Genomic DNA, 25,358 nt, shown 5'->3' with positions numbered 1-25,358 from the left:
TGGTCAGCGCCAAAGCGGTGGCCTTAGTCGCCTTATCCTGCCGAACTTAACCGCATTCATCGTAGGAAAGTGAAAACCGCTGGTTGCACTTATGCTATCTGCCCCCAAATTTATACTTTCTGTTAGTACAAAAAAATCCCCTCCAACAAGTGAAGGGGCCAAAGAAAGAGGAGGAGAAAAGAGATGTTCCCTCCTATTCTTACCTACATCAGGTTTTTTATACCATAATAGGTAAAAATATTTTATTTATTTTTAATGTTATTATTATCTTAACGACCCGCGATCAAATCTACTCCCCCTTTTTCATCTAACCGTAATTCGAGCGTCCCACTTTCATCCGTTCTGTAGAGCGGAATATGACGTTCTTGCCAATATTGAAGTACCTTCGGATCGGGATGTCCGAAGCTATTTTTCCCGACGGAGACAAAAACTGCTTTGGGATTGATTGAATCTAAAAAATCCAGGTTAAGCGAAAAACGGCTTCCATGATGGGGCTCTTTAAAATAGTCACCAGTCCAATCCTGTCCAGACGCGGCGATTTCTTGCATTTCCTCCGTCTCCATATCACCACTTAAAAGTACACTTTGACCCCCATACTCTAACTTGAGTACAATCGAATTATTATTGGGATCAGAATGGGTGTTCGTCAACACGTTCCCAGGACCTAATACCTTTAACACTAGCTTACTATCCACAACAACCTGATCCCCCGCTTTAAGAGAGTTCACTTCCATTTGCGCCAACTTCGTCGTAAGTCTACTGTTCAAAGAAAGATCTGTCGATGTAAAGGTACTGCTATCTTTCGTAAAGAATCCTGGATTGTCCTGTCCTACGTCATCCCATGCCTTTCCGTCTTCCGGTACACCTACCCAGTCCACTGGGACGTTATTCAAAATTGCCAATGCTCCTCCGACATGATCCTCGTGCGAGTGGGTGAGAATTAAAGCATCCAGGTGTTTTATCCTTTTTTCCAATAGATAAGGCAAAATAATTCGTTCACCCGCATCAAAGCGATCGGTTTTTGGTCCAGTATCAATCAAAACCGCATGATGATCTGGAGTTTCTACTAGAATACTATCGCCCTGACCGACATCAATAAAGCTAACACTTACTTCTTTCTGGCTGTTCCACGGACTCCAGAGCACTAAAATTATAAGGAAAATACCCAGCAAACGCGGAACAAGTTCCTGATTTTTTCTCAAACAATCCACTGGCCAAGCGTTCTTTAAACCTTTTAAAGGCAAACTACTGGTGTCTAAGGGACTTATTCCTAAATTCTTAAGAAGATCATTTATTCTGATATCTAGCTTCCTTAGCCAGACCTTGGAAATAAACAAACTCCGTTCTTTACCGATGAGAAAGACAGCCAGTGCGCCGTACCAGATAAACAAAAATAAAATTCCAGGATTGATAACCCAGACATCTGCCCATGGAAGCAAGGCCAAAAAACGCAACCCTTCATTGACTCCCCCCAGAAGCCATAAACTCACCTGGAATAGAGGAATCGCCAAAACCGCGAAAGAGGAAAAGAGCACTCCGATTAGTCCTAACTGAAACACACTGCCCAAAACCGTCAGGACAACCAAGTTGGCCAAAAGGCCAACCAAAGAAAGTCGATGAAAGGCCGTGATCAAGATGGGTAAAGTGGCGATCTGAGCTGCGAGAGTTGTTGTCAGCGCTAATCGCAACAACTTTGGAAGATCTCTAAGCTGCTTTTGCTCAGACAGTTTTGGCGCTAAGCTAATGATTCCCCAGGTCGCCAGAAAAGAGAGTTGGAAACCCGTGTCCCCCAAAATGAGCGGTTGCCACAGAAAGAGCACTGCCCCAACGAGTAAAAGATTGCGTAAAGAATTCACTCTACCTCGACCTAACCGTCCGAGCAAAGCGAAAATTCCCATCAAGGTAGCCCTAATAATCGGTGGATTACCGCCACACAGAATCGCATAAAAGATCAACAGACTGCTGGTGAGAAGGATTCGTAACGTGGGTGGTAAAAACCGTAGGACTCCCCAGAAAATAGCAAGAACGAAGGCAACATTCGAACCCGAGGCGGAAAAAACATGGAGCACTCCGGTTATTTTATAACGTTCCATCTCCTCCTGAGGGATTTGGCTAGAATCCCCGAAAAGGATCCCCTCTAAGACCGTTGTTTGCTCAGACGGCCAGCGTCCAAGGAGTTTATGAACCTGCTCACGAATTTGCCAGGAGTAGGGTTGTCGACCCATACTCAATAGCTCCGCATCCCCTTGCGCCGTGAGATTACCGGTTTGTCCTCGTACTGCGTAATAAAGAGGTAAATCAAACTGTCCAGGCGTACCTGGCGGCTTGGGCTGATCCAGCCGCGCCTTAAATCGTATGCTATCTCCAGGTAAAGTACGCGACCAAATCTCTGGTAAGTTACCCTTTCTGTCGGTATAAACGCGTAGCCGGTAGGTCTTGCCGTTTAATCCTAAATCCGCATCCTGAACTAAAAAGACGCCCGTCGCGCCGTCCGTCCTCAAATTCCAGTCCTTTAAAACTCCGGTAACCTGCACTTTGTCTAGCGTTAGTGGCTTTTCGAGGTCAGAATTTGCAGTAAATCCGTAGAGAACTCCGATTACGAAACCTGCCGCAAGAATCAATATTTCAGGCTTTAGAAGCTGTCCGAAAAAATCACGGGCTCTCCAGAACCATAATCGTAGTCCTAAAAGCAATAACACCGCCAAAAGCCAGATTCGCATCGTTTCCGGTATTTTTACCCCTAACAGCCCGCCAACAAGGAGAAACGCAAATCGCCGTACCCAAATATCTTTCATGGTCCCGTCGTTACCATCGAGGCCATTTTTTCATACGTTTTGGGACCGATCCCGGAAACTTCCTGCAAATCCTCAGGTTTAGCAAAAGGTCCATTATCTGTGCGGTATTGAATAATTCGCTCCGCAAAAGCTGGACCTATTCCTGGTAATTTATCAAGCTCAGCAACCCCTGCTGTATTAATATTTATTTTCCCATTATTTGGCGTTGAAGGTGGAGCAACGTTCGCGGGTTGGGTAGGCTGTGGAGATGGCATAGGTTGTGAAGATGGAGTTGATTGAACAGATGATTCATTAGGATTCATTCCCGCTTTGAACGGGACAATAATCTTTTGTCCGTCCTTTAACTTTTCAGCAGGATTCAACTGTTCAAGATAGGCTTCCGGCAAAGGGTTCGCTTCTTTCAAAGCATCATTCAAGCGCGCATCAAGCGGTAGATGCACTAACCCTGACTTATTAACCGCCCCAGAGACATAGACCACGATCTCCCGGTTGCTCGATGCTTTCTGTACCGTAGCCTTTTCCCCATGAGGCAAAAAGAACTTCCCGAACGCTAATAAAACTAAAACGCCTAATACGCCCCACCAAAGATAGCGCATACGCCTTTCCATTTTGCATCCTCCAATTCTAGTCTTTTTCACCACTCTCCTATTCCATTCTCCCTATATCTTCCTTTTCCTTTCACGAACTTTGGCAAGTTTTGTCGTAAATACGGGGGACAGGTACCTCGTTTTCAAACGTTGTTTGAAACGAGGTACCTGTCCCCCTGTTCCGAAAAATAGTTTACTTTACAACCAAATTTACGAGTTTTCCTGGCACAATGACCACTTTAACGATTTCTTTTCCTTGGGTCCACTCTTGGAGCTTCGGCAAGTTCCGCACTTGTTGCTCTAATTCCTTTGCTGAAATCTCAGCGGGGACTTGGATCCGTTCACGGAGTTTCCCATTCACTTGCAGTACTACTGTGACTTCATCTTGGACTAAAGCAGCTTCATCTACTTGCGGCCAAGATTGTTTATGAATACTTTCTCTATTACCCAGTTCTCCCCAAAGTTCTTCGGTTATATGGGGGGCAAACGGGGCCAGCAGGAGGATAATACTCTCGAGGGCTTCGCGCTCCACTTCGATCTTTGCTGTAGCTTGTTCTTTGTAGAGATAAAGCGCATTGACCAATTCCATGATCGAACTAACAGCCGTGTTGAAGTTAGAGCGCGTTCCTATATCGGTCGTGACTTTCTGGATCGTGAGATGCGTTTGCCGACGCATTTTCTTGGCCGCAGAATCAAGTTCACCAAATACCTGCGCTGCGTTTCCGGTTGATTGTTGGGCAGACTCCACAAATTGTCCAACCAAACGCCAGACCCGGTTTAAGAAGCGGAAACATCCCTCAACCCCTTGGTCACTCCATTCAAGATCCCGCTCCGGAGGTGCAGCAAACAAAATAAAGAGACGAGCGGTATCCGCACCATATTTCCCAATAATCTCTTCTGGGCTGACAACATTCCCTTTCGACTTAGACATCTTCGTTCCATCCAGACAAACCATTCCTTGCGTGAGCAGGTTTTCAAAAGGCTCATCTATCTTAAGATAACCGAAGTCGCGCAAGGCTTTGGTGAAGAAGCGAGAATAGAGAAGATGCAGGATAGCATGTTCAACCCCGCCAACATATTGATCCACATTCATCCAATGGTCTACTGCCTCTTTAGAGAAGGGGAGTGTATTATTACGGGGGTCAGTATAGCGAAGATAGTACCAAGAGGAGCACATGAACGTGTCCATCGTATCCGTCTCACGGTGGGCTTTGCCGCCACACTTCGGGCAGGTCGTTTCCTTAAAACTATCGGACGTGGCCAGAGGATTTTCTCCCGCTTTAAACACGACATCATCGGGAAGCAGCACAGGTAATTGATCCTGAGGAACAGGAACAATCCCACACTGCTCACAGTAGACCATCGGGATCGGCGCACCCCAGTAGCGTTGGCGCGAAATTAGCCAGTCACGCAAGCGGAAGTTTACTTTACGTTGGCCAAAGCCCTCGCGTTCCGCTTGATCAGACATTTTCTCCCAAGCAGCCATATTAGCAAGCCCATCATATTCCCCCGAGTTAACCATCAGTCCCTTGCCATGGTCGGCCTCTTTTACGGGTTCATCTTTCGCTTCAACGGGCATTTCTTCTGGACGAATCACTCTACGAATGGAGAGCTGATATTTTGTCGCAAACTCAAAGTCCCGTTCGTCATGCGCTGGAACCCCCATGACCGCGCCAGTCCCATATTCCAAAAGGACATAATTCGCGATCCAGATCGGAACTTTCTTTCCACTATACGGATTGATGCAGTAAGCACCGGTAAAAAGGCCTTCTTTTTCCGTTTCACTCGACGTCCGGGCGATTTCATTTAAGCCTTTCATTTTATCAATAAAGGTTTGAGCCTCTTGTTCGTATTGTGTCCCCGCCACAAGTTCTTTTACGAGCGGATGCTCAGGTGCTAAGACAACATAACTTACGCCAAAAATCGTATCCACGCGCGTCGTATAAACGCGGATCTTATCGGTGTGGTTTTCGACTTTAAAATCCACTTCCGTTCCTTCGGAACGACCGATCCAGTTCCGTTGCATCGTTTTAACCTTTTCCGGCCAGCCTGGAAGTTTATCTAGATCATCCAGCAGAACTTGCGCGTAGTCCGTGATCTTAAAGAACCATTGTTCCAGATCTTTCTTCGTCACCGGCGTATCACAACGCTCACAAGCACCATCCACAACCTGTTCATTGGCTAACACGGTCGCACAGGAAGGGCACCAGTTGACTGCCGCTTTTTTCTTATAGACCAGACCATGTTTATAAAACTCCAGAAACATCCACTGCGTAAACTTATAGTAATCCGGATGGCACGTCGCAACCTCGCGATCCCAATCGTAGGAAATCCCCATTTCCTGAAGTTGACGTTTCATATTCGCAATGTTTTTCCACGTCCACTCCGCCGGAGGCGTCTGATGCTTAATCGCTGCATTTTCTGCCGGCAACCCAAAGGAATCCCAACCAATCGGATGGAGAACGTTGAAGCCCTGCATCCGTTTAAAGCGAGCAATAACGTCCACAATCGAGTAGTTGCGAACATGCCCAATGTGCAGATTTCCAGATGGATAGGGAAACATGGCTAAAGCATAGAATTTAGGTTTATCCGAGTGCTCCTCTGCTTTATACGCCTTTTCTTCAATCCATTTTTTCTGCCATTTAGGCTCAATCTCGGAAAAAGAATACTTTTCTTGCATGGGAAAACTTCCTCCTTAGAAATCTGATAATTAAATTTAAACTATGAAAATAAAATAAAATAAGCCCTCATCCCTAAAGGGACGAGAGCCGGCTCCCGTGGTACCACCCAATTTCCTATCGTACTTCCTCGCTGTTAACGGCTCGCACCGGCATCCATTATGATCTGGACACAGCTCCAGGGTGAGTTCACCAAGCCCTCCGTGCAGCTCGCACCACCCGCTGCCTCTCTTCACCTCGAGTCCTTAGTTACTGTTCCCTTTCCTCGCTTTTGATTTTTAAATCTTTATTTAGATAAGAACATCGTTTTGTACTCTATAATAGTATAGTTTCCAATAATATGTCAATCTCAAACTTTCTATTAGACATAGCATGCGATTTAAGAGGCACTGAAGGAAACGACTTTAGCATCTCCCCATAAACGCTCCAACTTATAAAATTCACGTTGATCAGGGGTCAGCACATGCAGGACGAGATCTCCGCAGTCCACCAAAACCCATTTAGCTTCAGGGAGTCCTTCCACATGCAGAACCTGTAAACCCAGTTCAGGGAGCTTCTCCGTGAGCTTCTCCGTGATGGCCTTGACTTGTGTCGTTGTATTTCCGGTGACAATTAAGAAATAATCCGTAACCATGGATATTCCTTCTAAATTTAAGAGAATAGGATCTATTCCCTTTTTTTCCTCGACAATACTTAAGGTATCTTGTAACAGCTTGTCTGTAAGCAAATCAAATCCTCCTTTGTAAATCTTCGTATGTTTTCAATGTAAGCGGATGTATCGTTTGCTTGTTATGTTTAAGATAGTTCAAGGTATGTTCCACACAAACCAGTGTTCCCTTTTCTAAATCATCATACAAGGCTTGGCGCAATTTGTCCACTTCCGGAAAATCCCGGCCGGGTTCAACCATGTCGGCACTATAAATAAGCATTTCCAATCTCGACATTCCCGGTGCCCCTAACGTATGATGGGCGATCGCCGCACATATTTCCGAGTTTAACCCTCTTTCCTGTTTCAACCAATGGGCTGCAATAGGACCATGCAAAACCTTAGGTGCTGTTTCATCTTCTGGATAGTTAAGGAGTCCCCACTCTCGTGCAAGTTCAAGTTGCCGTTTAATGGGAACTTCCTTGGCCACATCATGCAAATAAGCTGCGATCAAAGGTTTATCTAACTCCATGGCATTTAGAACAGCAAGTTTACGGGCCATTTCAGCGACTCCTAAAGTATGTTTAAAACGTTGTTTCGACATCGATTTTTGAGCGAGTTCTCGAGCTTCTTGAACTATCACTTTCTCCAAATCCCCTTTTAGAAATCATAAAGATAATAAATAAAAATAGTGAGAAGACCCTGCTCGCTTCGTAAAATCCAGAGAGGGTCTTCTCATTGGAAACCTCGATTTACATCTGCTGTTTCGGCTTTGCCTCATTGACGGTGAGTGGGCGTCCTCCATAATCCTTACCATTTAGATCCATGGCCATGCGTTCTGCATCGTCATCTCCGACTTCGACAAATCCGAATCCTCTCGAGCGTCCCGTTTCCCGATCCGTAATGATCCGACTGCTTACGACCTCTCCGTATTCTCCAAAAAAGGAAGTCAGATCTTCCGTGGTCGTGTTCCAAGGTAGATTCCCAACATAAAGGGTTTTCGACATTCTGCTGTCACCTCTTATTTCTGAATTCGTTTTTAGTATAGGCAAAACGCGGTTAACTATACAAGCCTTTTAATTCTACATATCATGACTTATCATCGATATAATCTCTTCTCCTCGATAAATATTCGAACAGGCTCCGGAAGAAGGTACCGAATGGATTGCCCCTTCTTAACCCGTGAACGGATATCTGTCGAAGATATAGCGAGCGCGGGTACTTCCAAGAAGTGCATCCTTTCATATAATTCCGGAAGTTCCTGCTGAAGTTGATTTAAAAAAACGCGAGCATCAAACCCAGGTCGAGAGGCCCCGATAAATTGCGTAAGCTCTAGTATCTCATTCGCCTTCCGCCAGGTAAAAATCTCTCGGAAAGCATCCGCACCTGTTATAAAATAAAGCTCATACTCATGATATTCCTGTTGCATCAAGCGAATTGTATCCACCGTATAGGTGAGTCCAGTCCGTTCAATCTCAATTCGTGAGACATCAAAAAAGGCATTATCTTCTATCGCAAGCGAAACCATTTGATAACGAAATTCAGATGAAGTAATCTTACGTTCAATCTTATGCGGCGGAACCCCCGTCGGAATAAAAATAACTTTTTCCAAATTAAATTCATACCGGGCCATTTCAGCAGCCACCAGATGCCCGTAATGAATCGGATCAAACGTTCCACCCATAATTCCAAGCCGTTTATGATTTAGCGATTTTTGATTGGTTTGCCTCATCTTATTCCCTTTTACCTATGTCCTTATCCTTAGAATCGACTTGATTAGAACTAATTTTAGCACATTTAGTCTAAATATTCTATACAGCCCTGATATCCATATCTTCTGAAAAGATGCTTCTCTACCCAGCAAATACTTTATTAACAGGTTTACTCTTATTCGTGCTTAAATTCCTAACCGTTGCATAAATTGATCGCTTCTCAAAACAACTTTATGTCCAACTGGGTGAACCATCAAAGCCTGAAGAAATAATCCAGCCGCACTTGACAAAGTTAATACCACCAGCCATCTAGCCTCAGCAGAATTTAGCAACCCCCAGATCGGAAAGGCTATACAAATCATCCATAACATTAAAGTAAAACACTTGGGTTTCCAAATAAGAGGCAAGGATACCAGAACCAACAGATACGAAAAGACAGGTGGCTTAAATTTCATCTTCATTTTAGACAACTAGGTATATAATATTGACTTGATTATGGTATACTAAAATCAAAAGGGAATCATGCGTGAACATGATTCCTTGCAACAGCCGCTTAAAAGGCGGACGGCTTAGGGTGACGGATAGACCGCAACCTTTGGAATCGGGGCGGTCTATCCTTTGTTATGGAACGAAAGTATTAACACGACCAATGTCGCAAATGAAATCATAAGCGCCAATGATTGGTAAACTTCCATGGCATCACCTCCCTTTGGAGGAATGCCGACCGCCCTGCAAGCCTTTTCTGTAACTATATGGATTTGAATTCATTGCTGCTTGAGGATCTTGAGTTGCTAATTTATTGACATCATCCATTATACTTGAAATGTTTTTATCAATTTTAGAAGCAATTGATGCATTTGCTTCTAAAGCTGTGGATGTCAATATTGTTACAGCGATTAAACACGCAACAGATAATAATGCAATAAACTTTTTCAAAGATTATCCCCCCCTTATTAATAATATGTTTTAACTGGTGGGCCATAACCACCTCCAGGATTATAAGGATCCCAACTGTAACTTTTCATAAGCTCAAGACTACCCCATTTTGCAATCGAATAACCGCTAACCGCTTTACTGAAATGGACAACCGCAGAAGAGGAACCATAAGAAATGATCTTGGAGTTGATTGGGTATCCCCACCATGCATTGTTAAGTAATAAGGTTATAAAAAAACAAGAGAAAAGAATACTAAAAATATAATTTCCAGTACTTGCTCGGATCAAATATGTCGTTACACCGAAGATAACTGCCATAACAGCCATAACAGCCAATCGGCTCCCCGAGAATTTTCTTCCTAAAAAACTAGAGGCTAAACAGAAAATAATAACCGCCTCCGGTATGGAAAAAACAAGTACTTCAACTATATCTGCTCACCCTTTTCTCATCCTAAACAATACTTTGGCCCTTAATCCGCCGTCTGAATTCAGGATATATATCTTTTTGCAAGAATGCTTGGTAATCCCTGCCCTTAAAAGAAATCTGATACAATGCACGCATAGATGATTTAATCGACTCTACTAATCTTAAATTTACGATGTACGATCGACTAGTTCTGAGGAATAACTCCTTATCCAACCGATCTTCCATCTCTTGGATAGAATATAGGCATGTAAACGAGTGATTCACACTATTAACCACCGTCTTTTTCGACAAGGCTTCTACCATGTAGATCTCTTCTTGCCTTAGAATTTCTACTGTTTCTTTGCATCTCAACTCAATTTTCGATTCGGACCTAGGAAATTTGTTTTGAATCCGTGCTATTGTCTTGTACACTCTATCCGTATCAAGAGGTTTATCAATATAGTCTGTAGCATAGACTTGAAATGCATCTCGGAAGTGATTCTCATCTGCCGTAATAAATACAATATCCAAATACGGAAAATCTCGACGAACACTTTCGGCAACTTGAATTCCTGAAATACCGGGCAAGCCAACATCTAAAAAGAGAATATCCGGTTTGATTCTATGAACTTGAGCCAACAATTCTTCGCCATTATCAAATGAGCCAATAATTTCAATTCCAGGAAAAGCTGACAGAATCTTTAGCAACTCTTTCCTAAAAATCAGATCATCCTCTACAATCGCAACTTGCAAATCAAACACCTCACTCTTCTTAGTACTGTTATTACCTTGATATGTAAAAGTGATGTGCCAAAGTAGATTATGAAACAGTTATAGAAAAACGGGCGTTTAAATATTTTGAAACTTTTGTTCTTATTACTATAGCACCGTCTAATGAAAAACTCCACAAATTGTCGTCTCTAGAAATATTTAGGAACATCAATGATTAGGGACAATCTGCGTAGTGAGGGTTTACAAAATTAGAAAGAGTACAGGAAGCTTTAGCCCTTCCTGTACTCTTTCGTAGGTTTCATTAATAATTACAACTGCCCCCAAATGAGACATCCTAATCACGGTAAAACGATGACAGGCATCTTTTTCGACTCACGGTAGAGCAAAAAATTCCGTCCAATGACTTGTACGAGTTCCGCTCCCGTGCGACTGGCTAGATTCTCAGCAGCTGCTTTTGGGTCTTCCATGCTGTTGGTTAATACCCGCCCTTTGATAAGTTCCCGTGTCTCCAAAACCTCATTCGTTGAAATGACCACAGCCTCGGTGAGCCCTTCTTTACCAATTTGCAAAATTGCATCCATTTCGTTACCCATGGACCGAAGAAAATGTTTTTGTTTACCTGTTAACACATAAATCCTCCTAACTAAGATCAAAATTAAAAAGTGCAAATAAGACCGCATAGTATCCAGAGCGGATACCAAACTTCGCAAATAGTGCGATACTCTCCACTGGAGACTATCGGGACGCCAATTTGGCCATGTCCCGTCGGAGCGAAGAGTTAAGCGGCTAGTTTGGTCTGCGCAGCTTATACAGAGTGAACGGTGTAAAACCAAAGCTTCATTCATATCGTAGCGCTGCCATCGGTTCGAGCTTTGCTGCTTTCTGGGCTGGATAATATCCGAAAAAGACACCCACGGCAATCGAAAAAGTCACTGCCGTAAGAATAGCCCAACTGGACAACGCGGGTGGCCAATTAAGAAGCTTTGCGATTAAGAGCGCACTTGCGGAACCTAAAGCAATCCCGACCAGTCCCCCAATCAAAGAGATGATTGTGGCTTCCAATAGAAATTGCGTCAGAATATCCCGTTCTTTCGCTCCGACTGCTTTGCGCAAGCCAATTTCCCGCGTCCGCTCGGTCACGGACACAAGCATGATATTCATAATTCCGATTCCCCCGACTAAAAGGGAAATTCCGGCCACCAAACTGATAATACTGGTCAAAATCTTAGTGATTTTTTCAGCCGCTAGCACCAGTTGCTGAACATTAAAAGTCTCATACTGGTCCGTCGTCCCATGGCGCTGATTCAGAATCCGTTTCGCCGACGTGATCGTTCCCTCTAGATCGGCTTTATTCAAAGTTGATCCTTCGAGTTGGTCAACACGCCTTGAACCAAAAATATCGGACCACGTTCCCCAGGGCATATAGCCAAAGGCATTTTGCGGTCCCATGTCAAACTGGGCAAAAGAGGATTGGTCTTGCGCCAATACACCAATGACACGACAGGGAACATTATGGACCAGCACCTGTTGACCCAGTGGATTTCCTGGCCCGAAAAGGGTATCCTCCATTTTTTGATCAATAACAATCACTCGCCGGTTAGAAGCTAGCTCATCAGCCGTAAAAAATCGACCTGTTGCCACCTCTCGGCGTCGAACCTCTGCAAACTCAGGTGTTGTCCCTACAACCATTGCTGAACTACTTTTTTGATTCACTTCCAGAGTACCATACTCCGAACTTGCGGGAACCAGGCTCTTCACTTGCGGTAAAGCGCGTTTCAAACTATCCACATCTTGCCAGGTCAGTTTCGCTCCATCTTGGGTATTGCTTTGTCCGACCGACTTCGGATAAATAATAAACAGATTGACCCCGGTCTTCTCCAACTCTTGCATGACCGCAGCCTTGCCACCCATCCCAATCGTGACGACTGCAATCACAGCCGCAATCCCGATAATGATCCCGAGCATGGTAAGCCCTGCCCGAAGTTTGTTTACTTTCAAACTCGATAGGGCACCCCGCAAACTCTCGAGTAGGCTCATGGTGTTCCACTTCCCGTATCCAGGGTGACTGGCAAGCCATTCGCCAGCTGGGCTGTCGGATTGAGTACCACCACATCACCCGCCTCTAGCCCTGAAGTAATTTCTTGCAAAGTTTCATTAGCGATCCCGATACTCACTTCCGTTTTCGCCAGTATCTTATTGATGACTTGGAAAACGAAGTTCTTCCCACCCTCTTGAAAAAGGGCTTCTTGAGGAATGGTCAAGACATTGTTTTTAGATGATGTCGCAATATTTAAATCCACGGTAAAGCCTGGTTTTAATTCTGGAGGAACGCTTTCAAGATCGATTTTTACCGCAACAGAAGGAGGTGAATTTCCTTGAACACTCGGCTTACTTACTGCTTGAGGAGCGATCTCCGAAACTACGCCCGCAAGCGCTGTATTTCCGACGACTTTGCTCGTTAACCTCACCTTTTGTCCCAACTGAACCTTACCCGCATCAACTTCGTTCAATTGAACTGCAACTTGAAGTTTACTTAGATCACCGACCACGATCAAGGGGGTTTGCAGCGGGGCCATACTTCCATCCTGACCATTTAATTCGAGCACTGTTCCCGCAATACTTGCCGTATAAACATTTTGGGCGCGTTGAGCTTGAGCCACTTTAAGCCCTTCCTGAGCCTGTTGAAGCATCGCTTTGGCTTGAGAAACTGATGACTCCGCTTGTTGTAACGTAGACCCCGAGGTTAGCTGCCCTGTATTTTCTGGCATATTCACAGTTGAGTTCATCGGGACCTCTATCGTTGGGATCGAAGATCCCCCCTGAAGCAGAGTGGATGTGCTGGCAGATGCAATTTGGGAAGTCTTTAAAGCATTCTGGGCACTTTTTAAGGTATTCAAGGTCTCTTGCGCAGCCGTAAGATTGGTTTGAGCTGTATTCACTCCAGCTTGAGCTTGAGCCACTTGAGCATCGGCAAGTACGGTATCCATTTGGACTAAGGTTTGTCCGATCTTCACCGTATCCCCAGTATGGACAAAAACCTTGGCAACCTTGCTTGGTGCCATCACCGTAACCTGCTGTTGCTTGGCAGGAACAACCGCTCCCGAAGCATATACCTCCTGTTGGATTGTGGCATTTTCTGCTGTTGCAACTCTAACCTTGACTCCAGTAGCATTCCGCCCACCGAACCACCAAGCACTAAAGCTGACTCCCAGAACAATTGCCAAGCTAACGATACTCCAGACCCACTTTTTGCGACTCAATCCTGTGCCCTCCTTAGACCCGATGACCTGATTGACTTTGTAATCCTACCTAGTCCTCCCAGTCGAACTCCATACCCACAATCTGAACTTTGTCCCCTGCCTTAATTCCTTCCGCGCGGAGGGCACCATCCACACCCATAGTCTTTAAAATAGTTTGAAAACGATAAAGCCCTTCCTCACTCTCAAAAAGGGTCATTTTAGCATGCTTTTCAATCTCTTTGCCAGTAATGACAAAGACGCCGTCTTCCTTCGTAATTATGAAACGTTCTGTGGGTTCCACATGAGTGACTTTATGCTGCTCATCCTCTCGGATCAAAATCTCTGGAACCGGGATTTCCGGTAACAGCTGGGCAATCCGGTAAATTACGCCCTTAAGTCCTTCTCCCGTCGCTGCCGAAACCGGGAAGATCTCAGTTTCGCTTCCTAACTCTTCTTGCAAGCGCTTCAAGTTCTCCTCCGCGCCTGGGATGTCCATTTTATTGGCCACAACAATCATCGGGCGTTTAGCGAGTTCAGGACTATATTGGCGTAGCTCCTCCTGAATAATTCGATAATCTTCGAGAGGATCGCGTTCTTCCGAACCGGAAATGTCCAAAACATGCAAAATTAAGCGTGTCCGTTCTGTATGTCGTAAAAACTCATGCCCCAGTCCTGCCCCCGCATGAGCCCCTTCAATCAATCCCGGGATATCAGCCATGACAAAACTATCTCCGTCCTCTAATTCCACCACGCCAAGGTTCGGAACAAGCGTTGTAAAATGATAATCCGCAATTTTGGGTTTGGCCGCAGAAACCTGTGAAATAATCGTCGATTTTCCGACATTCGGGAAACCGACAAGCCCGACATCGGCCAAAAGCTTCAGCTCTAGGATCAGCCAACGTTCTTCACCCGGTTCACCCTTTTCGGCCAAAGTCGGCGCTTTGTTTGTATTACTCATAAATCGTGCATTTCCACGACCCCCACGCCCTCCTTTGGCTACGACAGCCTTCTGTCCATCCTCGGTTAAGTCCGCGAGAACTTCACCAGTATCTCCATCTTTAATCAAGGTTCCCGAAGGAATGCGCACGACCATGTCCTCGGCACCTTTGCCATGCATGTTCTTGCCCTGTCCATGTTCACCCCGGTCTGCCTTATAGTGTCGTTTGTAACGGAAATCCACAAGTGTTCGCAATCCTTCGTCCGCTATAAAAATGACGTTTCCACCCCGACCGCCGTCTCCGCCCGCTGGGCCCCCTTCGGGGACATACTTTTCTCGGCGAAAGGCCACCACCCCAGAACCACCGTCTCCACCTTTTACATAAATTTTTGCTTGGTCATAAAACATACCGCGAATCCCCTTTAATTCCACTTCATGCTTAACTTTTAACTTAAGCTTAACTAATCATCAGTTTTCAATAGTGCCAACTGGTTTTCCCAAACCGTCTGATTTTCCTGCATGACTTTTATATGACACGAAAACCCGTTATCCCCATCTAAGTTAAGATAAACATCTGGACACGAGTCTCCCATTCCCTGATATTTTTCGCACAGAATCTGGATGCATTCTTTAGTGTACCCGTACAAAGCTTGTCCGTATTCTTCCCGCCAGAATTCTTCCCAGTAATGCGTTGTTTTCATCTGCTCGCCCAGATATAACTCAACAGGAATTCTCTGTTGGCGGAGAGAGAGGATAAGCCCCAGAATTATCGCACCCACCGTCTCCTGGGAAATTTGCCCGGCTATCTGCTCAGCTTCTAGACCGTCAATCGCCTCGCGTAGATACTCAAGCGCCTTCTCTGCTTTTCCTAACTGCAGATAACCCATAATCACCTGACCATGATTAAGAAAATCATGACGTTGCAGACGGTAGTATTCCAGTTGCTCCCTTAATAGGATATGTTCTAGATTCTCCCCATCGTGCATTTTTAATTCCTCCACTTATAGAAAACTCGGCTAGCGCAGAGCGTTGCGCAGGCGATTGCCCTAGTTGCCTTATCCTGCCGGACTTAACTGCATTCATCGTAGGATAAAGAAAACTCGGCTAGCGCCAAGCGCAGCGCAGGCGTAAGCCTTAGTTGCCTTATCCTGCCGGACATAAATACATTCATCGTAGGAAAAGAAAGCCCCTGGGGATTCCCCAGGGGCTTTCTTCCTGTTGTCAATTAAGCTTGAGCAGCCTGGCGTTCAGGATAAATGCTCACTTTTTTACGGTTGCAATCCTTGCGCTCGAATTTCACATAGCCATCAATCGTAGCAAAGAGGGTATCATCCTTGCCTAGACCGCAGTTTTTACCAGCATGGAATTTCGTTCCGCGTTGACGAACGATGATGTTTCCAGCTAGCACGAATTGACCGTCGCCGCGTTTTACGCCTAAGCGTTGCGCATTACTGTCACGACCATTTCGGGAACTACCTACCCCTTTTTTATGTGCGAACAGTTGCAGGTTCATTTTTAACATGGAGTCCACCTCCTCTGAGTAATTTTTACATATTCATTGCCATAGCTTTGCTGGATTTCTTCAATCCCCAAAACCATTGTCTTCAGAATCCATTGGGCTTTTTCCAGCGTCTGAGGATCTAAATCGGGGAGTGAACAGGTAAGATACCCATCCGAATCCCTCACTTCGACCTCTGGCTTTTGAGGCAAAAAATGCTCCAAGCCATTGACCGCTGAAATGCTGAGTGCCGAAACTGCGGCACAAACAATATCTTGCCCATACTCATCATATCCCGCATGCCCACTGAGTTCGAACTTATGAATCCTCTGATCTTCATCCAACCAAAGGATAAAGTGAATCCCTGACTTCATCTTAAGCTTGGATTGATTCAACGAGAACTTTTGTATAGGGTTGACGATGTCCTTGTTTGCGACGGTAGTTCTTTTTGGCTTTGAACTTGAAGACAATAATCTTCTCTCCTTTGCCATGCTCAACAACTTTGAGCACTGCCTTTGCACCGTCAACAACCGGAGTACCCACTTTAACCACGCCATCCTTTTCTACTAAAAGAACTTGATCGATGGTTACAGTATCTCCAACATTCGCATTCAGCTTTTCCACGTAGATAACTTTACCTTCTTCAACCCGGAATTGCTTGCCACCGGTTTCAATCACTGCGTACATTTATTACACCTCCCATGCCTAGACTCGCCAGTGCAGGCCGATATGTTTTCATAAACATAACTGTTAAGCGCCTGATTCGTGCGGTTGCGGTGAGAAGTCACCACATTTAGTTATTTTAGCATTAAATACGGTAAATTGTCAATCTAGGGTTAGAATGTTCATCACTTTATTACCAAACATACTCACCTTTATCATCAGTGATCCATTCAAAAGTAAATCGGAATCAAGACTCGGAAATTGCATATTAAAGGACATTTTACTTGTATTACCATTATAACATTATAGAGGCTATTAGAAAGTTAACTCCCAATAGTCTCTATTTTTGAATTAAGAATATGGACGTAAAACTTACTCTTAGACCCGCCCCGTTCCATCACACTTCGGACATTGTTTGCTATATCTTACCTCTAGAGTCTGTCCTACCTTCTTACGGGTCATCTCCACCAGACCGAGTTTCGTTAAGCCCATAATTTGGCACTTGATCTTATCCTTGACACAGGCATTTTCAAGAGTAGCGAGCACCTGTTTTTGATCTTCTTCCAAAATCATATCAATAAAGTCAATAATGATAATTCCACCAAAGTTGCGCAGGCGCAGTTGATGAGCAATTTCTACTGCTGCTTCGCAGTTTGTGTGCAGCACCGTATGTTCGAGGGAACTCTGCCCCACATATTTTCCAGTATTAACATCAATCACTGTTAAGGCTTCCGTCTGTTGAATGACTAAATACCCGCCGCTTTTCAACCAGACCTTCGGGCGCAATGCTTTGCGGATTCCCTCATCCACGCCATAATCGGCAAATAGATTATCTTTGCTAATTAGATGCACATGATTGGTCGCAGGATGGTCCAGTTTTCGGAGCGCATTTCTCAGCCCTTCGGCAACCACCGGTTGGTTGACCGTAATTGTTTCCACTTTCCCGTCAATCCACTCTCGAAGCATGCGAGCTAACAGATCCACATCTTCATGGACAAGCCCCGGAACCGAAACATGAGGTACTTTCTCGTTGATTAGACTCCAGAGTTCAACGAGCGCTTCCAGATCTTCCCCGAGCTCGTTCCCTTCGATCTTTTCGGCGAGCGTTCGTATAATCACACCCATCCCTTGAGGGCAGATACTCTTCGCCCGTTCTCTGAGGCGAGAGCGTTCCTCCTCATCGGTAATTCTTCGCGACACACCAATATAATCCGTATTGGGCATCAGAACGGTATAACGCCCTGGGATTGTAATATTTGTCGTAATACGAGCTCCTTTAGTTCCAACTGGTTCTTTAGTAATCTGAACCAGCAGTTCCTGTCGGGGCTTTAAAACCTGCTCCACCCGTGGCAAGTGGTTAGAAGTTAACTTGACTTCGTCAGCAAAGCGGGGAGGCATTGCATCAGCAACATAGAGAAAGGCATTTTTCTCCAGCCCAATGTCGACAAAAGCGGCTTGCATTCCCGGAAGAACATTTTCCACTCGCCCTCGGTAGATATTCCCGACGAGGTGTGAGAATTCCCCTTCTTCCTCATGTACTTCGATTAGCTCACCATCTTCGAAGACAGCAGCCCTCATTCGCTGCTCTTGTCCTTGCAGAATGATCTCTTTCAAGAAGCTTTCCTCACTTCCCAAAGGCCTCATGTTCCATCGGAGAGAACTTCTGCCCTTCGTAGCTAACATAGATTCCTGTCCGTTTAATTCTCAGAATATCCATATCGAGCGGAAGTTTTTCTAGATCGCAAAGACTCGCGATCACTTCTTCAGGACGCACGCTTCCTTGACTTCCCATTTCTACTTCCAATTCGAAAACAGCTTCATCGCCCTCGACCTGACCCTTTAATTGTTTTACCCAGGGACGAATATCTTTTTCGACCCGTCCTTTTTTGCTATATCGCATATATTGAATTTCTTTTCGGTCTAACCAAGCCGCGATTCCTTCTTGCAATTTTTCCTCGCTAACCGGCAGGCCCATGGCCACCGTAATTCTATAACTGGCGGCATTCAAAACTGCCATTAAGGCTTTTGTTCCTGAATCGATAACCCGTCCTTCTAAAAGGCGGATTCCCGAAGGTAATTGTTCCTGAAGACGTCCCAAAATTTCTTTGAGTTCCAATTCCTGTACCAGTTCGATATCCACATACTCCCGTTCTCCTTCGACACCCACGGCTAAAGCCGAACCAAAGGAGATCTTCGGATGAGGGTTAAATCCCTCGGAATAGGCCATCCGAATTCCGGCCCTACGCATCGAGCGTTCAAACACTCGTGCTAAATCTAAATGAGCAATATATTTTGCTTCTTCTACTTTATTAAAGGCGATTCTTACCCGCAAGGCACTCACCCTTTCAAATCAATCTGAACCCCTCTGCCCGGGCAAATTCCGCACCCGGTGCAGTCTGCATTTCTACAATCCATAGTTCGGGCTTCCTGTAGAGCCCTCCGATGTTCTTCCGCAAGGAACCGCTTAGTTACGCCACTTTCCAGATGATCCCAGGGAAGCACATCATCATAGTCGGTCACTCGGTTCGCATAAAAATGAGGATCTAAACCAAAGACCTTAAAGCTCTCTATCCAGGTGTCATATTTAAAATGCTCCGCCCAACCATCAAACTTGCATCCGTTTTTAAAAGCCCACTCCAGGGCATCGGCTAGACGGCGATCTCCTTTGGCAAAAACGGCCTCCAAATAACTCGTATCGACATCATGGTAATTGTATTTAATGCGTCGATCCCTGAGCTTTTCCCTTAGATATCTTTGTTTCTGTTCGAGGGAAGCCATCCCTTCCTGAGGCTCCCACTGGAAGGGAGTATGACTTTTGGGGACAAAGGAACTGGTTGAAACCGTCACCGTTACGTTCCGTCTCCCCAGTTTGGTCCCCAGTGCAGCCACCTTTTTAGCAAGGAAAGCGATCCCGTCGATGTCTTCCTGGGTTTCCGTCGGCAGTCCAATCATAAAGTAGAGCTTTATCCTGGACCAACCGGCCTTGAAAGCGGATTCCGCGGCCTGCATGAGGTTTTCCTCTGTGACCCCTTTGTTAATCACATCTCGGAGGCGTTGTGTTCCTGCCTCTGGCGCAAAGGTCAGTCCTGATTTTCGAACTGTTTGCACTTCTTGAGCAAGTCCAACATCGAAGGAATCAAGTCTTAACGAAGGGAGAGAGACGCTCACTTTTTCCCCACTATACTTCTCGAGAATCCCATGAATCAAGGACTGAACACAGGAATAATCTCCTGTGGAAAGAGAAGTCAGAGCGATCTCTTCATACCCCGTCATTTTCACCAGTTCATCCGTTTGGCGCTGGAGGGTTTCTGGAGAACGTTCCCTAACGGGTCGATAAATTATTCCCGCCTGACAGAAACGACAGCCTCTTGAACATCCTCGCATGACTTCCAGCATCATCCGATCATGGACAATTTCCATATAGGGTACGATCGGATTCGTCGGGAAAAAGGCTTGGTCAAGATTCTGAACGATCGCCTTTTCAATAACTTTTGGAGCCCTTGGGTCAGCGACAAGCTTTTCAATTCGCCCATCCGCTTTGTACTGAACTTCGTAAAATTCCGAGACATAAGCCCCTTGAATTTTTGTTACTTTTAAGAGGAACTCTTCACGGGGCACTGGATTCTTCTTTTGCTCTTCAAGGAGTTGAAGGAGCTCAGGCAAAGTTTCCTCCCCATCACCCAGCATAAAGAAATCGATAAACGGAGCCAATGGCTCAGGATTAAAGGCACATGGCCCGCCAGCAATAATCCAAGGATGTTCCGGCCCGCGGTCCTTAGCCCGGAGTGGAATGCCCGCGAGATCCAGCATGTTCAAGATGTTCGAAAAACTCATCTCATATTGCAGCGTGAATCCGATAATATCGAACTCTTGGAGGGGATGATAGGATTCGAGTGCGTAGAGCGGTATCTTCTTTTCCCGCATTTTCTCCTCCATATCTACCCAGGGAGCGAAAACACGTTCACAGAGAGCATTCTCATTCGAATTAACAAGCGCATAAAGAATCCGAGTTCCTAAGTGAGACATCCCGACTTCATAAACATCAGGGAAGGCAAAAGCCATATGGACTGCTATTTTCTCCCAGTCTTTATGAACAGAATTCCACTCAGAACCTAAATATCGGCTCGGCTTTTGAACCTTAGACAGGAATCGTTCAACCTGTTTGTGGATTTCTGCCGCTGTAATGTCACTCATGCTGAAGATGTTCCTCCTTGTTTCGTTGTAATTAAACATTATATCACAGGTTGTCTGATTATTCCAGTTTGGAGAAGCCTTTAGCATCCATTCCGGCCTGGTATTCGCCGACCAAACTAGGACTCAAACTCGCTTGTGGGGATGGGGTTCCTGCCAAAATCGTCTCCTGACTCTGTTGGCAGCGGCGCACATCCTATGCGCCGCCCCGCTATAGCCTTGGTTCTCGTTTTCGTCTGAGTTTGGTTGTGGCTCTCTTTAAGCCTTCTTTCCTGCTAAAAGGCTTTCTCTAATGCTTTCCGGAACGGGAAGACGAATCCTCTTAAGAGTACCTTCTGAGATACTACCTTGAGAGAAACTTCGGAGAGAGCCTTTTAGCATCCACTCCAGCGTGGCGTTCGCCGACCAAACTAGGACTCAAACTCGTTTCTGGGAATGAGGTTCCCGCCAAAATCGCCTTCCTTGGCTTGTACACTTGCTTAAACTTATGCCAGAAGGGAAAAAATAGAACGGCCTCAGTTACTCATAAGTAGTAGCAAAAGCATGAGCCACTTGTCAGTTTATATAAAGTTTTTATAGAATCCTTGCTTCATTTCGTAAAATACAACCACGACTCAGCTAATTATTATCAGGTCGTGGTTGTATTTCTGTTATACATTCTAAGCTATAACTAGAAGAGGTCTAGATTTCTTATGATTGGATAGTATTAGCCTTTTTTAGATTATTTAATATCTCTCACCAACGTAGCTTCACTATCTTTGCCGTTGATATCTTTAACAATAAATTTGAAAGAATCGATTTGGTCAAAGTTAGAGACTTCAAATGTCATGGAAACCAAATCTTTATTATCTGCTGTACGTTCCATACTTGCTACTCTTGAACTATTGTAAGAATTACCGTTTGAATCTACTAATTGTGCTTTAGTCACAATACTTTCATCAACCGGAGTATTAACAACGAACTGTACGACAAACCCCGTAGGTAACATTTCGGCAGAAATAACATTTACATCCTTACTACTACTCTGAGAGGTATAAGCTACTCCATTAGCCTTTGCAAACTGTTTATCTAATGCCACACTGCTATTCCACACACCTTCAATTTTCTTAAAGGCTGGAGCTCCCTGATTTTTAAACAATGAAACGCTCTTGATTTGAACTTTAAGTTCGCTCATTTGTGGAATACTCGCTGAGGGTGATTGTAGTAAGACATTGTAAATCAATTCACCATTCTTTTTGTTCACAATATTTGTGCTATCTTCTAGTCCTCCAACGAGTTGTTGTGGATATCCTTCTCCAGAGATAACCCTTCCATTACCATCAGTGATTACCATATCTAAATACACGTGGTCAACATCTTTGATAGAATTGATGTCATCGAATTTCATATTTATTGCAAGACCGAGCCTTGATTTATCTACAACAACATTTGTCACGTTAGTCTCTATTCCTTGAGATTTAACAGAAGCACTTTGTACCTCTTGCTGATATCCATTTCTAACAGCGCTTTCAATTCCGGCATGATTTCCCCAAAATGCTGCTTTGATAGCCGCAATTACGGGTTGGTTGAAAGTTACGCCTAAAAATACTACTGCTACGGCTGCTGCAACCCATTGTTTTTTGCCTAACAAGAATTTTTTTCTAGTTCGTTGAGTCTTGCTACTCCTAATCTCTTTAAAAGCACCTTCAGCTTTATCAAAGACACTTTTGGGTATTTCGATATCATGATTTAAGGAATTTTTTAATTGCTGTTCAAAATTTCTTTCCATATTACTTTACCTCCAAAAATCCAGTGTAATTTGCCTTTAATTCTGTTCTAGCCCGAGACAGTCTTGATTTTATGGTTCCTTCTTTCTCATTAAGAATTTCACTGATTTCTCTGGTGTTAAAGCCGTTCACGTAATACAGCACGACCACAGTTCTATAATCATTACTCAATTGCATTAATATTTGGTTAAAATCCATATCATTGACAATGTTGTCATCACAAATAGCCTTCGTCAGCTTATCGGCTTCCTCATAAGACCCAATGCAGATTACCTTGCTATTTTGTTTTATAATATCATTGCATTGGTTAATTAGAATCCTAATTAGCCAAGTCCGAAAATAGCCGGGATTTTTTAATGACTGTAAGTTTTTAAAGGCCGAGAGAATGGACTCTTGAATCACATCTCCAAGATCGTCTTCAGATGAAAGCCTTGTCCTAGCAACCTTATACATTACAGGCATATATTCAGTTATAGCTTGAATAAAAGCTTCTTCATCGCCCTTTTGGGCCTTTTTAATAAGGTCTTCCACATCGTACCTCTTTTCTTTGGCATTCCGGAATGCTCATTTTGTTGTGGTTCTATCTATTAGACTGAAAAACCGAGTGAGATAGTTGCATTGAAATGCAACTTTATGTTAACTAATCATGAACAAAGTAAACAATTCTGGGTAATAAAGAAAACTTGGCTTGCGCCAAGCCTCTAGCGTAGGCGGAAGCCTTAGTTGCACTTATGCTATCTGCCCAAAACTTATACTTTCTGTTAGTATGAAAATAAACCTATATCTATCGAACTTTTTCGATGAGTTAATACTCATAGCTATAGAAGAGAGGTGGCAGGGTGGAACAAGAAGTTATAAAAATCGTTAAGCGAGCGAAAGGCGGAGATAAGGAAGCCCTAATTCAACTCATCATGAGTCAAAAACAAGATTACTATCGCTTAGCTTATATCTACATGAAGAACCAAGAAGACACTTTAGACGCCATGGAAGACATGATCCTAAAACTCTATGAAAATATCAAGGGTTTAAAAGAAGAGCAAGCCTTTTTTAGCTTCAATTCTTGCTTCTCCCACCCAAACCGTCATTAAAGGATCTGCCGAGAGCATTTTTGGTTTAGCTATGGATAGTCTAAGCGGAGAACGCTTTAGGCCAACTGATTTAACGTTAAAGCTTATCGCTAACGGGGTAGAAGTTCAGAAACAAGGGGGCGGCATGGGTACGGATTTGAAAGGGATTACTTTTAATAGTGATTATGATGCCCTTCCTCCCGACTTGAATAAGTTACAACTAGAACTGGTGAGCTTTAGCGCAGATCACGATGTGAATAAGCAGTTTAAGCTAGTGAGTAAGGATAAAAATCAAGTTTTAAACATTTTAGGACAAAAGGTAGAGGTCAATGAGGTTAAAGTGTTCAAGGACGAAACACTTATTACGGTAAGTAGCGAGGAAAGCCTTATCTTAACCAAGGTTTATCTAATTATCGACGGGAAAAGGGTTCCCCTTAAGGAAACGATAGAGGATGAGTATGACAAACAAAATGGTACAATTACTCATCAAAGGACACTACGCTTCATGGGAGCCGGAGATGAGCTTAATCTAGATATTCAACGAATGACATACTCCAAAAAGTATAATCAGGTTATTGAAATTCCTTTAAATTAGAGATGGACACATCATTCGTTTCATGCAAAAGACCTTTTTCAGCCCTTTATACGCTAAATCCAATGATCAATTCGGTGTATAAAAGATCATCCGTGACCCAAAAGCCACGGATGATCTTTTATACAATGCTTTTTAGAATTATTTAGCGGCGATTGCCGACAGCCATTCCCAGACGCCAGCCTACCGAAGCAATTATTTAATACACATTCTTTCTAAAGATAAAATTTCACATCTTACCTTGAAATACGCTATCCGTATCTCTGCAAAGATATTGAATTGCTGTTCGCCCTGTCGCAGCGGCAACTGGCAGACCGCCCGGCGGTTGCAAGCGTTGCCCTGCAAAGTAAAGGTTTGCAACGTTTTCAGAAGTGTTTGGGTAGGCGATTGTCTTATTGCCTTTTCCCATAACTGTCATCCATGAACCTTTGTAAGTGCCGCAATAGCGTTCATAAGTAAGCGGCGTTGCCACGTCCCAAACAACGACTTTCTCTTTGATTTGCGGCAATTTAGCCGATAGTTTTTCTATAATTGTGTCTGCAAGCTGCTTTTTTTCTTGTTCATATGTACTTTTTGTTTTAGCGTTTTTCCAGTAATCGTAGGTATCTCCCATCAACGCCATAGTAACTGATGTGCAACCCTTTGGTGCATAGCCCTTGAATGTTGCATAATTATTTATACCAACGGAGTTTATTTCATTGCCTGCATATGAAAAAGGCGTGTCAAATAAAAACAGCATGTTTTCGGGCAAATCAGATAAATCCGCTTCAATGCGTGAACTACTCTCCATTGAAATGGAGAGCTTCAAGATTCTAGGCGACGAAAGAACATCCGTCAAACCTGTACATCTTTGGCGTACCCAACACCACTACTGGTTGCTCGTTAAGAGTTTCCAGATACTTTTTGGCAATATT

27 protein-coding genes, 1 pseudogene and 2 other annotated features are annotated in these 25,358 nt (G+C 44.2%); of the genes and pseudogenes, 2 read left to right on the top strand and 26 right to left on the bottom strand.

Annotated features, from left to right (window positions below; translation table 11 throughout):
* Nucleotides 1-269: 269 nt before the first annotated feature.
* The 25 genes from VM640_RS13740 to VM640_RS13625 all read right to left on the bottom strand — a co-directional run bounded on the left by VM640_RS13740 (nucleotide 270) and on the right by VM640_RS13625 (nucleotide 23,316).
* Nucleotides 270-2,795: a DNA internalization-related competence protein ComEC/Rec2 gene (locus VM640_RS13740; RefSeq protein WP_325393167.1), complete on the bottom strand. Its 2,526-nt coding sequence runs from the start codon at nucleotides 2,793-2,795 to the stop codon at nucleotides 270-272.
* Nucleotides 2,792-3,403 carry a helix-hairpin-helix domain-containing protein gene (locus VM640_RS13735; RefSeq protein WP_325393165.1) on the bottom strand — a complete coding sequence of 204 codons (612 nt, stop codon included), beginning with the start codon at nucleotides 3,401-3,403 and terminating at the stop codon, nucleotides 2,792-2,794. The genes VM640_RS13740 and VM640_RS13735 overlap by 4 nt, the downstream gene beginning before the upstream one ends.
* 172 nt (nucleotides 3,404-3,575) lie before the next feature.
* Nucleotides 3,576-6,062 (bottom strand): leucine--tRNA ligase, encoded by a 2,487-nt coding sequence (gene leuS / locus VM640_RS13730; RefSeq protein WP_325393163.1) that lies wholly within the window; start codon nucleotides 6,060-6,062, stop codon nucleotides 3,576-3,578.
* Nucleotides 6,063-6,136: 74 nt separating this feature from the next.
* Nucleotides 6,137-6,335 (bottom strand) — a binding site (T-box leader).
* Between the two features lie 104 nt (nucleotides 6,336-6,439).
* Entirely contained in the window at nucleotides 6,440-6,787 is a 348-nt protein-coding gene (gene rsfS / locus VM640_RS13725; RefSeq protein WP_325393161.1) for a ribosome silencing factor, read from the bottom strand.
* 1 nt (nucleotide 6,788) lies between these two features.
* Nucleotides 6,789-7,349: a bis(5'-nucleosyl)-tetraphosphatase (symmetrical) YqeK gene (gene yqeK, locus VM640_RS13720; RefSeq protein WP_325393159.1), complete on the bottom strand. Its 561-nt coding sequence runs from the start codon at nucleotides 7,347-7,349 to the stop codon at nucleotides 6,789-6,791.
* Between the two features lie 109 nt (nucleotides 7,350-7,458).
* Entirely contained in the window at nucleotides 7,459-7,713 is a 255-nt protein-coding gene (locus tag VM640_RS13715; RefSeq protein ID WP_325393157.1) for an RNA recognition motif domain-containing protein, read from the bottom strand.
* A 92-nt stretch (nucleotides 7,714-7,805) separates the two neighbouring features.
* On the bottom strand, nucleotides 7,806-8,438 hold the full coding sequence (nadD, locus tag VM640_RS13710; RefSeq protein ID WP_325393155.1) for a nicotinate-nucleotide adenylyltransferase: 633 nt from the start codon (nucleotides 8,436-8,438) through the stop codon (nucleotides 7,806-7,808).
* Nucleotides 8,439-9,029: 591 nt separating this feature from the next.
* Complete coding sequence (locus VM640_RS17210; RefSeq protein WP_414648002.1) at nucleotides 9,030-9,113, bottom strand: putative holin-like toxin; 84 nt, start codon at nucleotides 9,111-9,113, stop codon at nucleotides 9,030-9,032.
* Nucleotides 9,114-9,117: 4 nt separating this feature from the next.
* Nucleotides 9,118-9,354: a hypothetical protein gene (locus VM640_RS13705; protein ID WP_325393153.1), complete on the bottom strand. Its 237-nt coding sequence runs from the start codon at nucleotides 9,352-9,354 to the stop codon at nucleotides 9,118-9,120.
* Nucleotides 9,355-9,371: 17 nt separating this feature from the next.
* Nucleotides 9,372-9,680 carry a DUF7689 domain-containing protein gene (locus tag VM640_RS13700; RefSeq protein WP_325393151.1) on the bottom strand — a complete coding sequence of 103 codons (309 nt, stop codon included), beginning with the start codon at nucleotides 9,678-9,680 and terminating at the stop codon, nucleotides 9,372-9,374.
* Between the two features lie 124 nt (nucleotides 9,681-9,804).
* Nucleotides 9,805-10,512: a LytR/AlgR family response regulator transcription factor gene (locus tag VM640_RS13695; protein ID WP_325393149.1), complete on the bottom strand. Its 708-nt coding sequence runs from the start codon at nucleotides 10,510-10,512 to the stop codon at nucleotides 9,805-9,807.
* Nucleotides 10,513-10,829: 317 nt separating this feature from the next.
* Nucleotides 10,830-11,120 (bottom strand): ribosome assembly RNA-binding protein YhbY, encoded by a 291-nt coding sequence (yhbY, locus tag VM640_RS13690; RefSeq protein WP_325393147.1) that lies wholly within the window; start codon nucleotides 11,118-11,120, stop codon nucleotides 10,830-10,832.
* A 208-nt stretch (nucleotides 11,121-11,328) separates the two neighbouring features.
* Nucleotides 11,329-12,528, bottom strand: coding sequence for an ABC transporter permease (locus tag VM640_RS13685; protein ID WP_325393145.1), 1,200 nt, complete (start codon nucleotides 12,526-12,528; stop codon nucleotides 11,329-11,331).
* Nucleotides 12,525-13,751, bottom strand: coding sequence for an efflux RND transporter periplasmic adaptor subunit (locus VM640_RS13680; RefSeq protein ID WP_325393143.1), 1,227 nt, complete (start codon nucleotides 13,749-13,751; stop codon nucleotides 12,525-12,527). The genes VM640_RS13685 and VM640_RS13680 overlap by 4 nt, the downstream gene beginning before the upstream one ends.
* A gap of 49 nt (nucleotides 13,752-13,800) precedes the next feature.
* Nucleotides 13,801-15,075: a GTPase ObgE gene (gene obgE / locus VM640_RS13675; RefSeq protein ID WP_325393141.1), complete on the bottom strand. Its 1,275-nt coding sequence runs from the start codon at nucleotides 15,073-15,075 to the stop codon at nucleotides 13,801-13,803.
* Nucleotides 15,076-15,128: 53 nt separating this feature from the next.
* A complete protein-coding gene (locus tag VM640_RS13670) occupies nucleotides 15,129-15,653 on the bottom strand; it encodes a Spo0B domain-containing protein (RefSeq protein ID WP_325393139.1) in 525 nt (174 codons plus the stop codon).
* Between the two features lie 239 nt (nucleotides 15,654-15,892).
* Nucleotides 15,893-16,189 carry a 50S ribosomal protein L27 gene (gene rpmA / locus VM640_RS13665; protein ID WP_325393137.1) on the bottom strand — a complete coding sequence of 99 codons (297 nt, stop codon included), beginning with the start codon at nucleotides 16,187-16,189 and terminating at the stop codon, nucleotides 15,893-15,895.
* Nucleotides 16,183-16,539, bottom strand: a complete 357-nt coding sequence (locus tag VM640_RS13660) for a ribosomal-processing cysteine protease Prp (protein WP_325393135.1) — start codon at nucleotides 16,537-16,539, stop codon at nucleotides 16,183-16,185. The genes rpmA and VM640_RS13660 overlap by 7 nt, the downstream gene beginning before the upstream one ends.
* A gap of 1 nt (nucleotide 16,540) precedes the next feature.
* A complete protein-coding gene (rplU, locus tag VM640_RS13655; protein ID WP_325393133.1) occupies nucleotides 16,541-16,852 on the bottom strand; it encodes a 50S ribosomal protein L21 in 312 nt (103 codons plus the stop codon).
* Nucleotides 16,853-16,862: 10 nt separating this feature from the next.
* Nucleotides 16,863-16,948 (bottom strand) — a sequence feature (ribosomal protein L21 leader region).
* Nucleotides 16,949-17,206: 258 nt separating this feature from the next.
* A complete protein-coding gene (locus VM640_RS13650) occupies nucleotides 17,207-18,442 on the bottom strand; it encodes an Rne/Rng family ribonuclease (RefSeq protein ID WP_325393131.1) in 1,236 nt (411 codons plus the stop codon).
* Between the two features lie 10 nt (nucleotides 18,443-18,452).
* Nucleotides 18,453-19,169: a TIGR03936 family radical SAM-associated protein gene (locus VM640_RS13645; RefSeq protein WP_325393129.1), complete on the bottom strand. Its 717-nt coding sequence runs from the start codon at nucleotides 19,167-19,169 to the stop codon at nucleotides 18,453-18,455.
* On the bottom strand, nucleotides 19,166-21,022 hold the full coding sequence (locus VM640_RS13640; RefSeq protein ID WP_325393128.1) for a TIGR03960 family B12-binding radical SAM protein: 1,857 nt from the start codon (nucleotides 21,020-21,022) through the stop codon (nucleotides 19,166-19,168). Before VM640_RS13640 ends, VM640_RS13645 begins: the two co-directional genes overlap by 4 nt.
* A 58-nt stretch (nucleotides 21,023-21,080) precedes the next feature.
* Nucleotides 21,081-21,212, bottom strand: coding sequence for a hypothetical protein (locus VM640_RS13635; RefSeq protein ID WP_325393126.1), 132 nt, complete (start codon nucleotides 21,210-21,212; stop codon nucleotides 21,081-21,083).
* A gap of 528 nt (nucleotides 21,213-21,740) precedes the next feature.
* Entirely contained in the window at nucleotides 21,741-22,787 is a 1,047-nt protein-coding gene (locus tag VM640_RS13630) for a DUF4179 domain-containing protein (RefSeq protein WP_325393124.1), read from the bottom strand.
* Between the two features lies 1 nt (nucleotide 22,788).
* Nucleotides 22,789-23,316: an RNA polymerase sigma factor gene (locus tag VM640_RS13625; protein ID WP_325393122.1), complete on the bottom strand. Its 528-nt coding sequence runs from the start codon at nucleotides 23,314-23,316 to the stop codon at nucleotides 22,789-22,791.
* Between the two features lie 308 nt (nucleotides 23,317-23,624).
* On the opposite strand from VM640_RS13625, the pseudogene VM640_RS13620 reads away from it, so the two are divergent.
* Both VM640_RS13620 and VM640_RS13615 read left to right on the top strand, forming a co-directional pair.
* A pseudogene (locus tag VM640_RS13620) lies at nucleotides 23,625-23,843 on the top strand (RNA polymerase sigma factor); the annotation flags it as partial.
* 61 nt (nucleotides 23,844-23,904) lie between these two features.
* Nucleotides 23,905-24,447: a hypothetical protein gene (locus tag VM640_RS13615; RefSeq protein ID WP_325393119.1), complete on the top strand. Its 543-nt coding sequence runs from the start codon at nucleotides 23,905-23,907 to the stop codon at nucleotides 24,445-24,447.
* Between the two features lie 226 nt (nucleotides 24,448-24,673).
* On the opposite strand, the gene VM640_RS13610 is transcribed toward VM640_RS13615, so the two are convergent.
* Complete coding sequence (locus VM640_RS13610; protein WP_325393117.1) at nucleotides 24,674-25,234, bottom strand: phytoene desaturase family protein; 561 nt, start codon at nucleotides 25,232-25,234, stop codon at nucleotides 24,674-24,676.
* Nucleotides 25,235-25,358: the final 124 nt, after the last annotated feature.

Source organism: Desulfitobacterium sp. (assembly GCF_035539115.1).
Classification (GTDB): Bacteria; Bacillota; Desulfitobacteriia; order Desulfitobacteriales; family Desulfitobacteriaceae; genus Desulfitobacterium_A.
This window is presented reverse-complemented; position numbering and strand designations above follow the sequence as displayed.

Bases quoted from the DNA above. Each gene is read 5' to 3' on its own strand.
- VM640_RS13685 (WP_325393145.1), bottom strand. From the start codon at position 12,528: ATGAGCCTACTCGAGAGTTTGCGGGGTGCCCTATCGAGTTTGAAAGTA.
- VM640_RS13670 (WP_325393139.1), bottom strand. From the start codon at position 15,653: ATGCACGATGGGGAGAATCTAGAACATATCCTATTAAGGGAGCAACTG.
- VM640_RS13610 (WP_325393117.1), bottom strand. From the start codon at position 25,234: ATGGAGAGTAGTTCACGCATTGAAGCGGATTTATCTGATTTGCCCGAA.
- VM640_RS13630 (WP_325393124.1), bottom strand. From the start codon at position 22,787: ATGGAAAGAAATTTTGAACAGCAATTAAAAAATTCCTTAAATCATGAT.
- VM640_RS17210 (WP_414648002.1), bottom strand. From the start codon at position 9,113: ATGGAAGTTTACCAATCATTGGCGCTTATGATTTCATTTGCGACATTG.
- VM640_RS13740 (WP_325393167.1), bottom strand. From the start codon at position 2,795: ATGAAAGATATTTGGGTACGGCGATTTGCGTTTCTCCTTGTTGGCGGG.
- VM640_RS13640 (WP_325393128.1), bottom strand. From the start codon at position 21,022: ATGAGTGACATTACAGCGGCAGAAATCCACAAACAGGTTGAACGATTC.
- VM640_RS13700 (WP_325393151.1), bottom strand. From the start codon at position 9,680: ATGGCTGTTATGGCAGTTATCTTCGGTGTAACGACATATTTGATCCGA.
- rplU (WP_325393133.1), bottom strand. From the start codon at position 16,852: ATGTACGCAGTGATTGAAACCGGTGGCAAGCAATTCCGGGTTGAAGAA.
- obgE (WP_325393141.1), bottom strand. From the start codon at position 15,075: ATGTTTTATGACCAAGCAAAAATTTATGTAAAAGGTGGAGACGGTGGT.
- leuS (WP_325393163.1), bottom strand. From the start codon at position 6,062: ATGCAAGAAAAGTATTCTTTTTCCGAGATTGAGCCTAAATGGCAGAAA.
- nadD (WP_325393155.1), bottom strand. From the start codon at position 8,438: ATGAGGCAAACCAATCAAAAATCGCTAAATCATAAACGGCTTGGAATT.
- VM640_RS13615 (WP_325393119.1), top strand. From the start codon at position 23,905: ATGGATAGTCTAAGCGGAGAACGCTTTAGGCCAACTGATTTAACGTTA.
- VM640_RS13715 (WP_325393157.1), bottom strand. From the start codon at position 7,713: ATGTCGAAAACCCTTTATGTTGGGAATCTACCTTGGAACACGACCACG.
- VM640_RS13735 (WP_325393165.1), bottom strand. From the start codon at position 3,403: ATGGAAAGGCGTATGCGCTATCTTTGGTGGGGCGTATTAGGCGTTTTA.
- VM640_RS13660 (WP_325393135.1), bottom strand. From the start codon at position 16,539: ATGAAGTCAGGGATTCACTTTATCCTTTGGTTGGATGAAGATCAGAGG.
- rpmA (WP_325393137.1), bottom strand. From the start codon at position 16,189: ATGTTAAAAATGAACCTGCAACTGTTCGCACATAAAAAAGGGGTAGGT.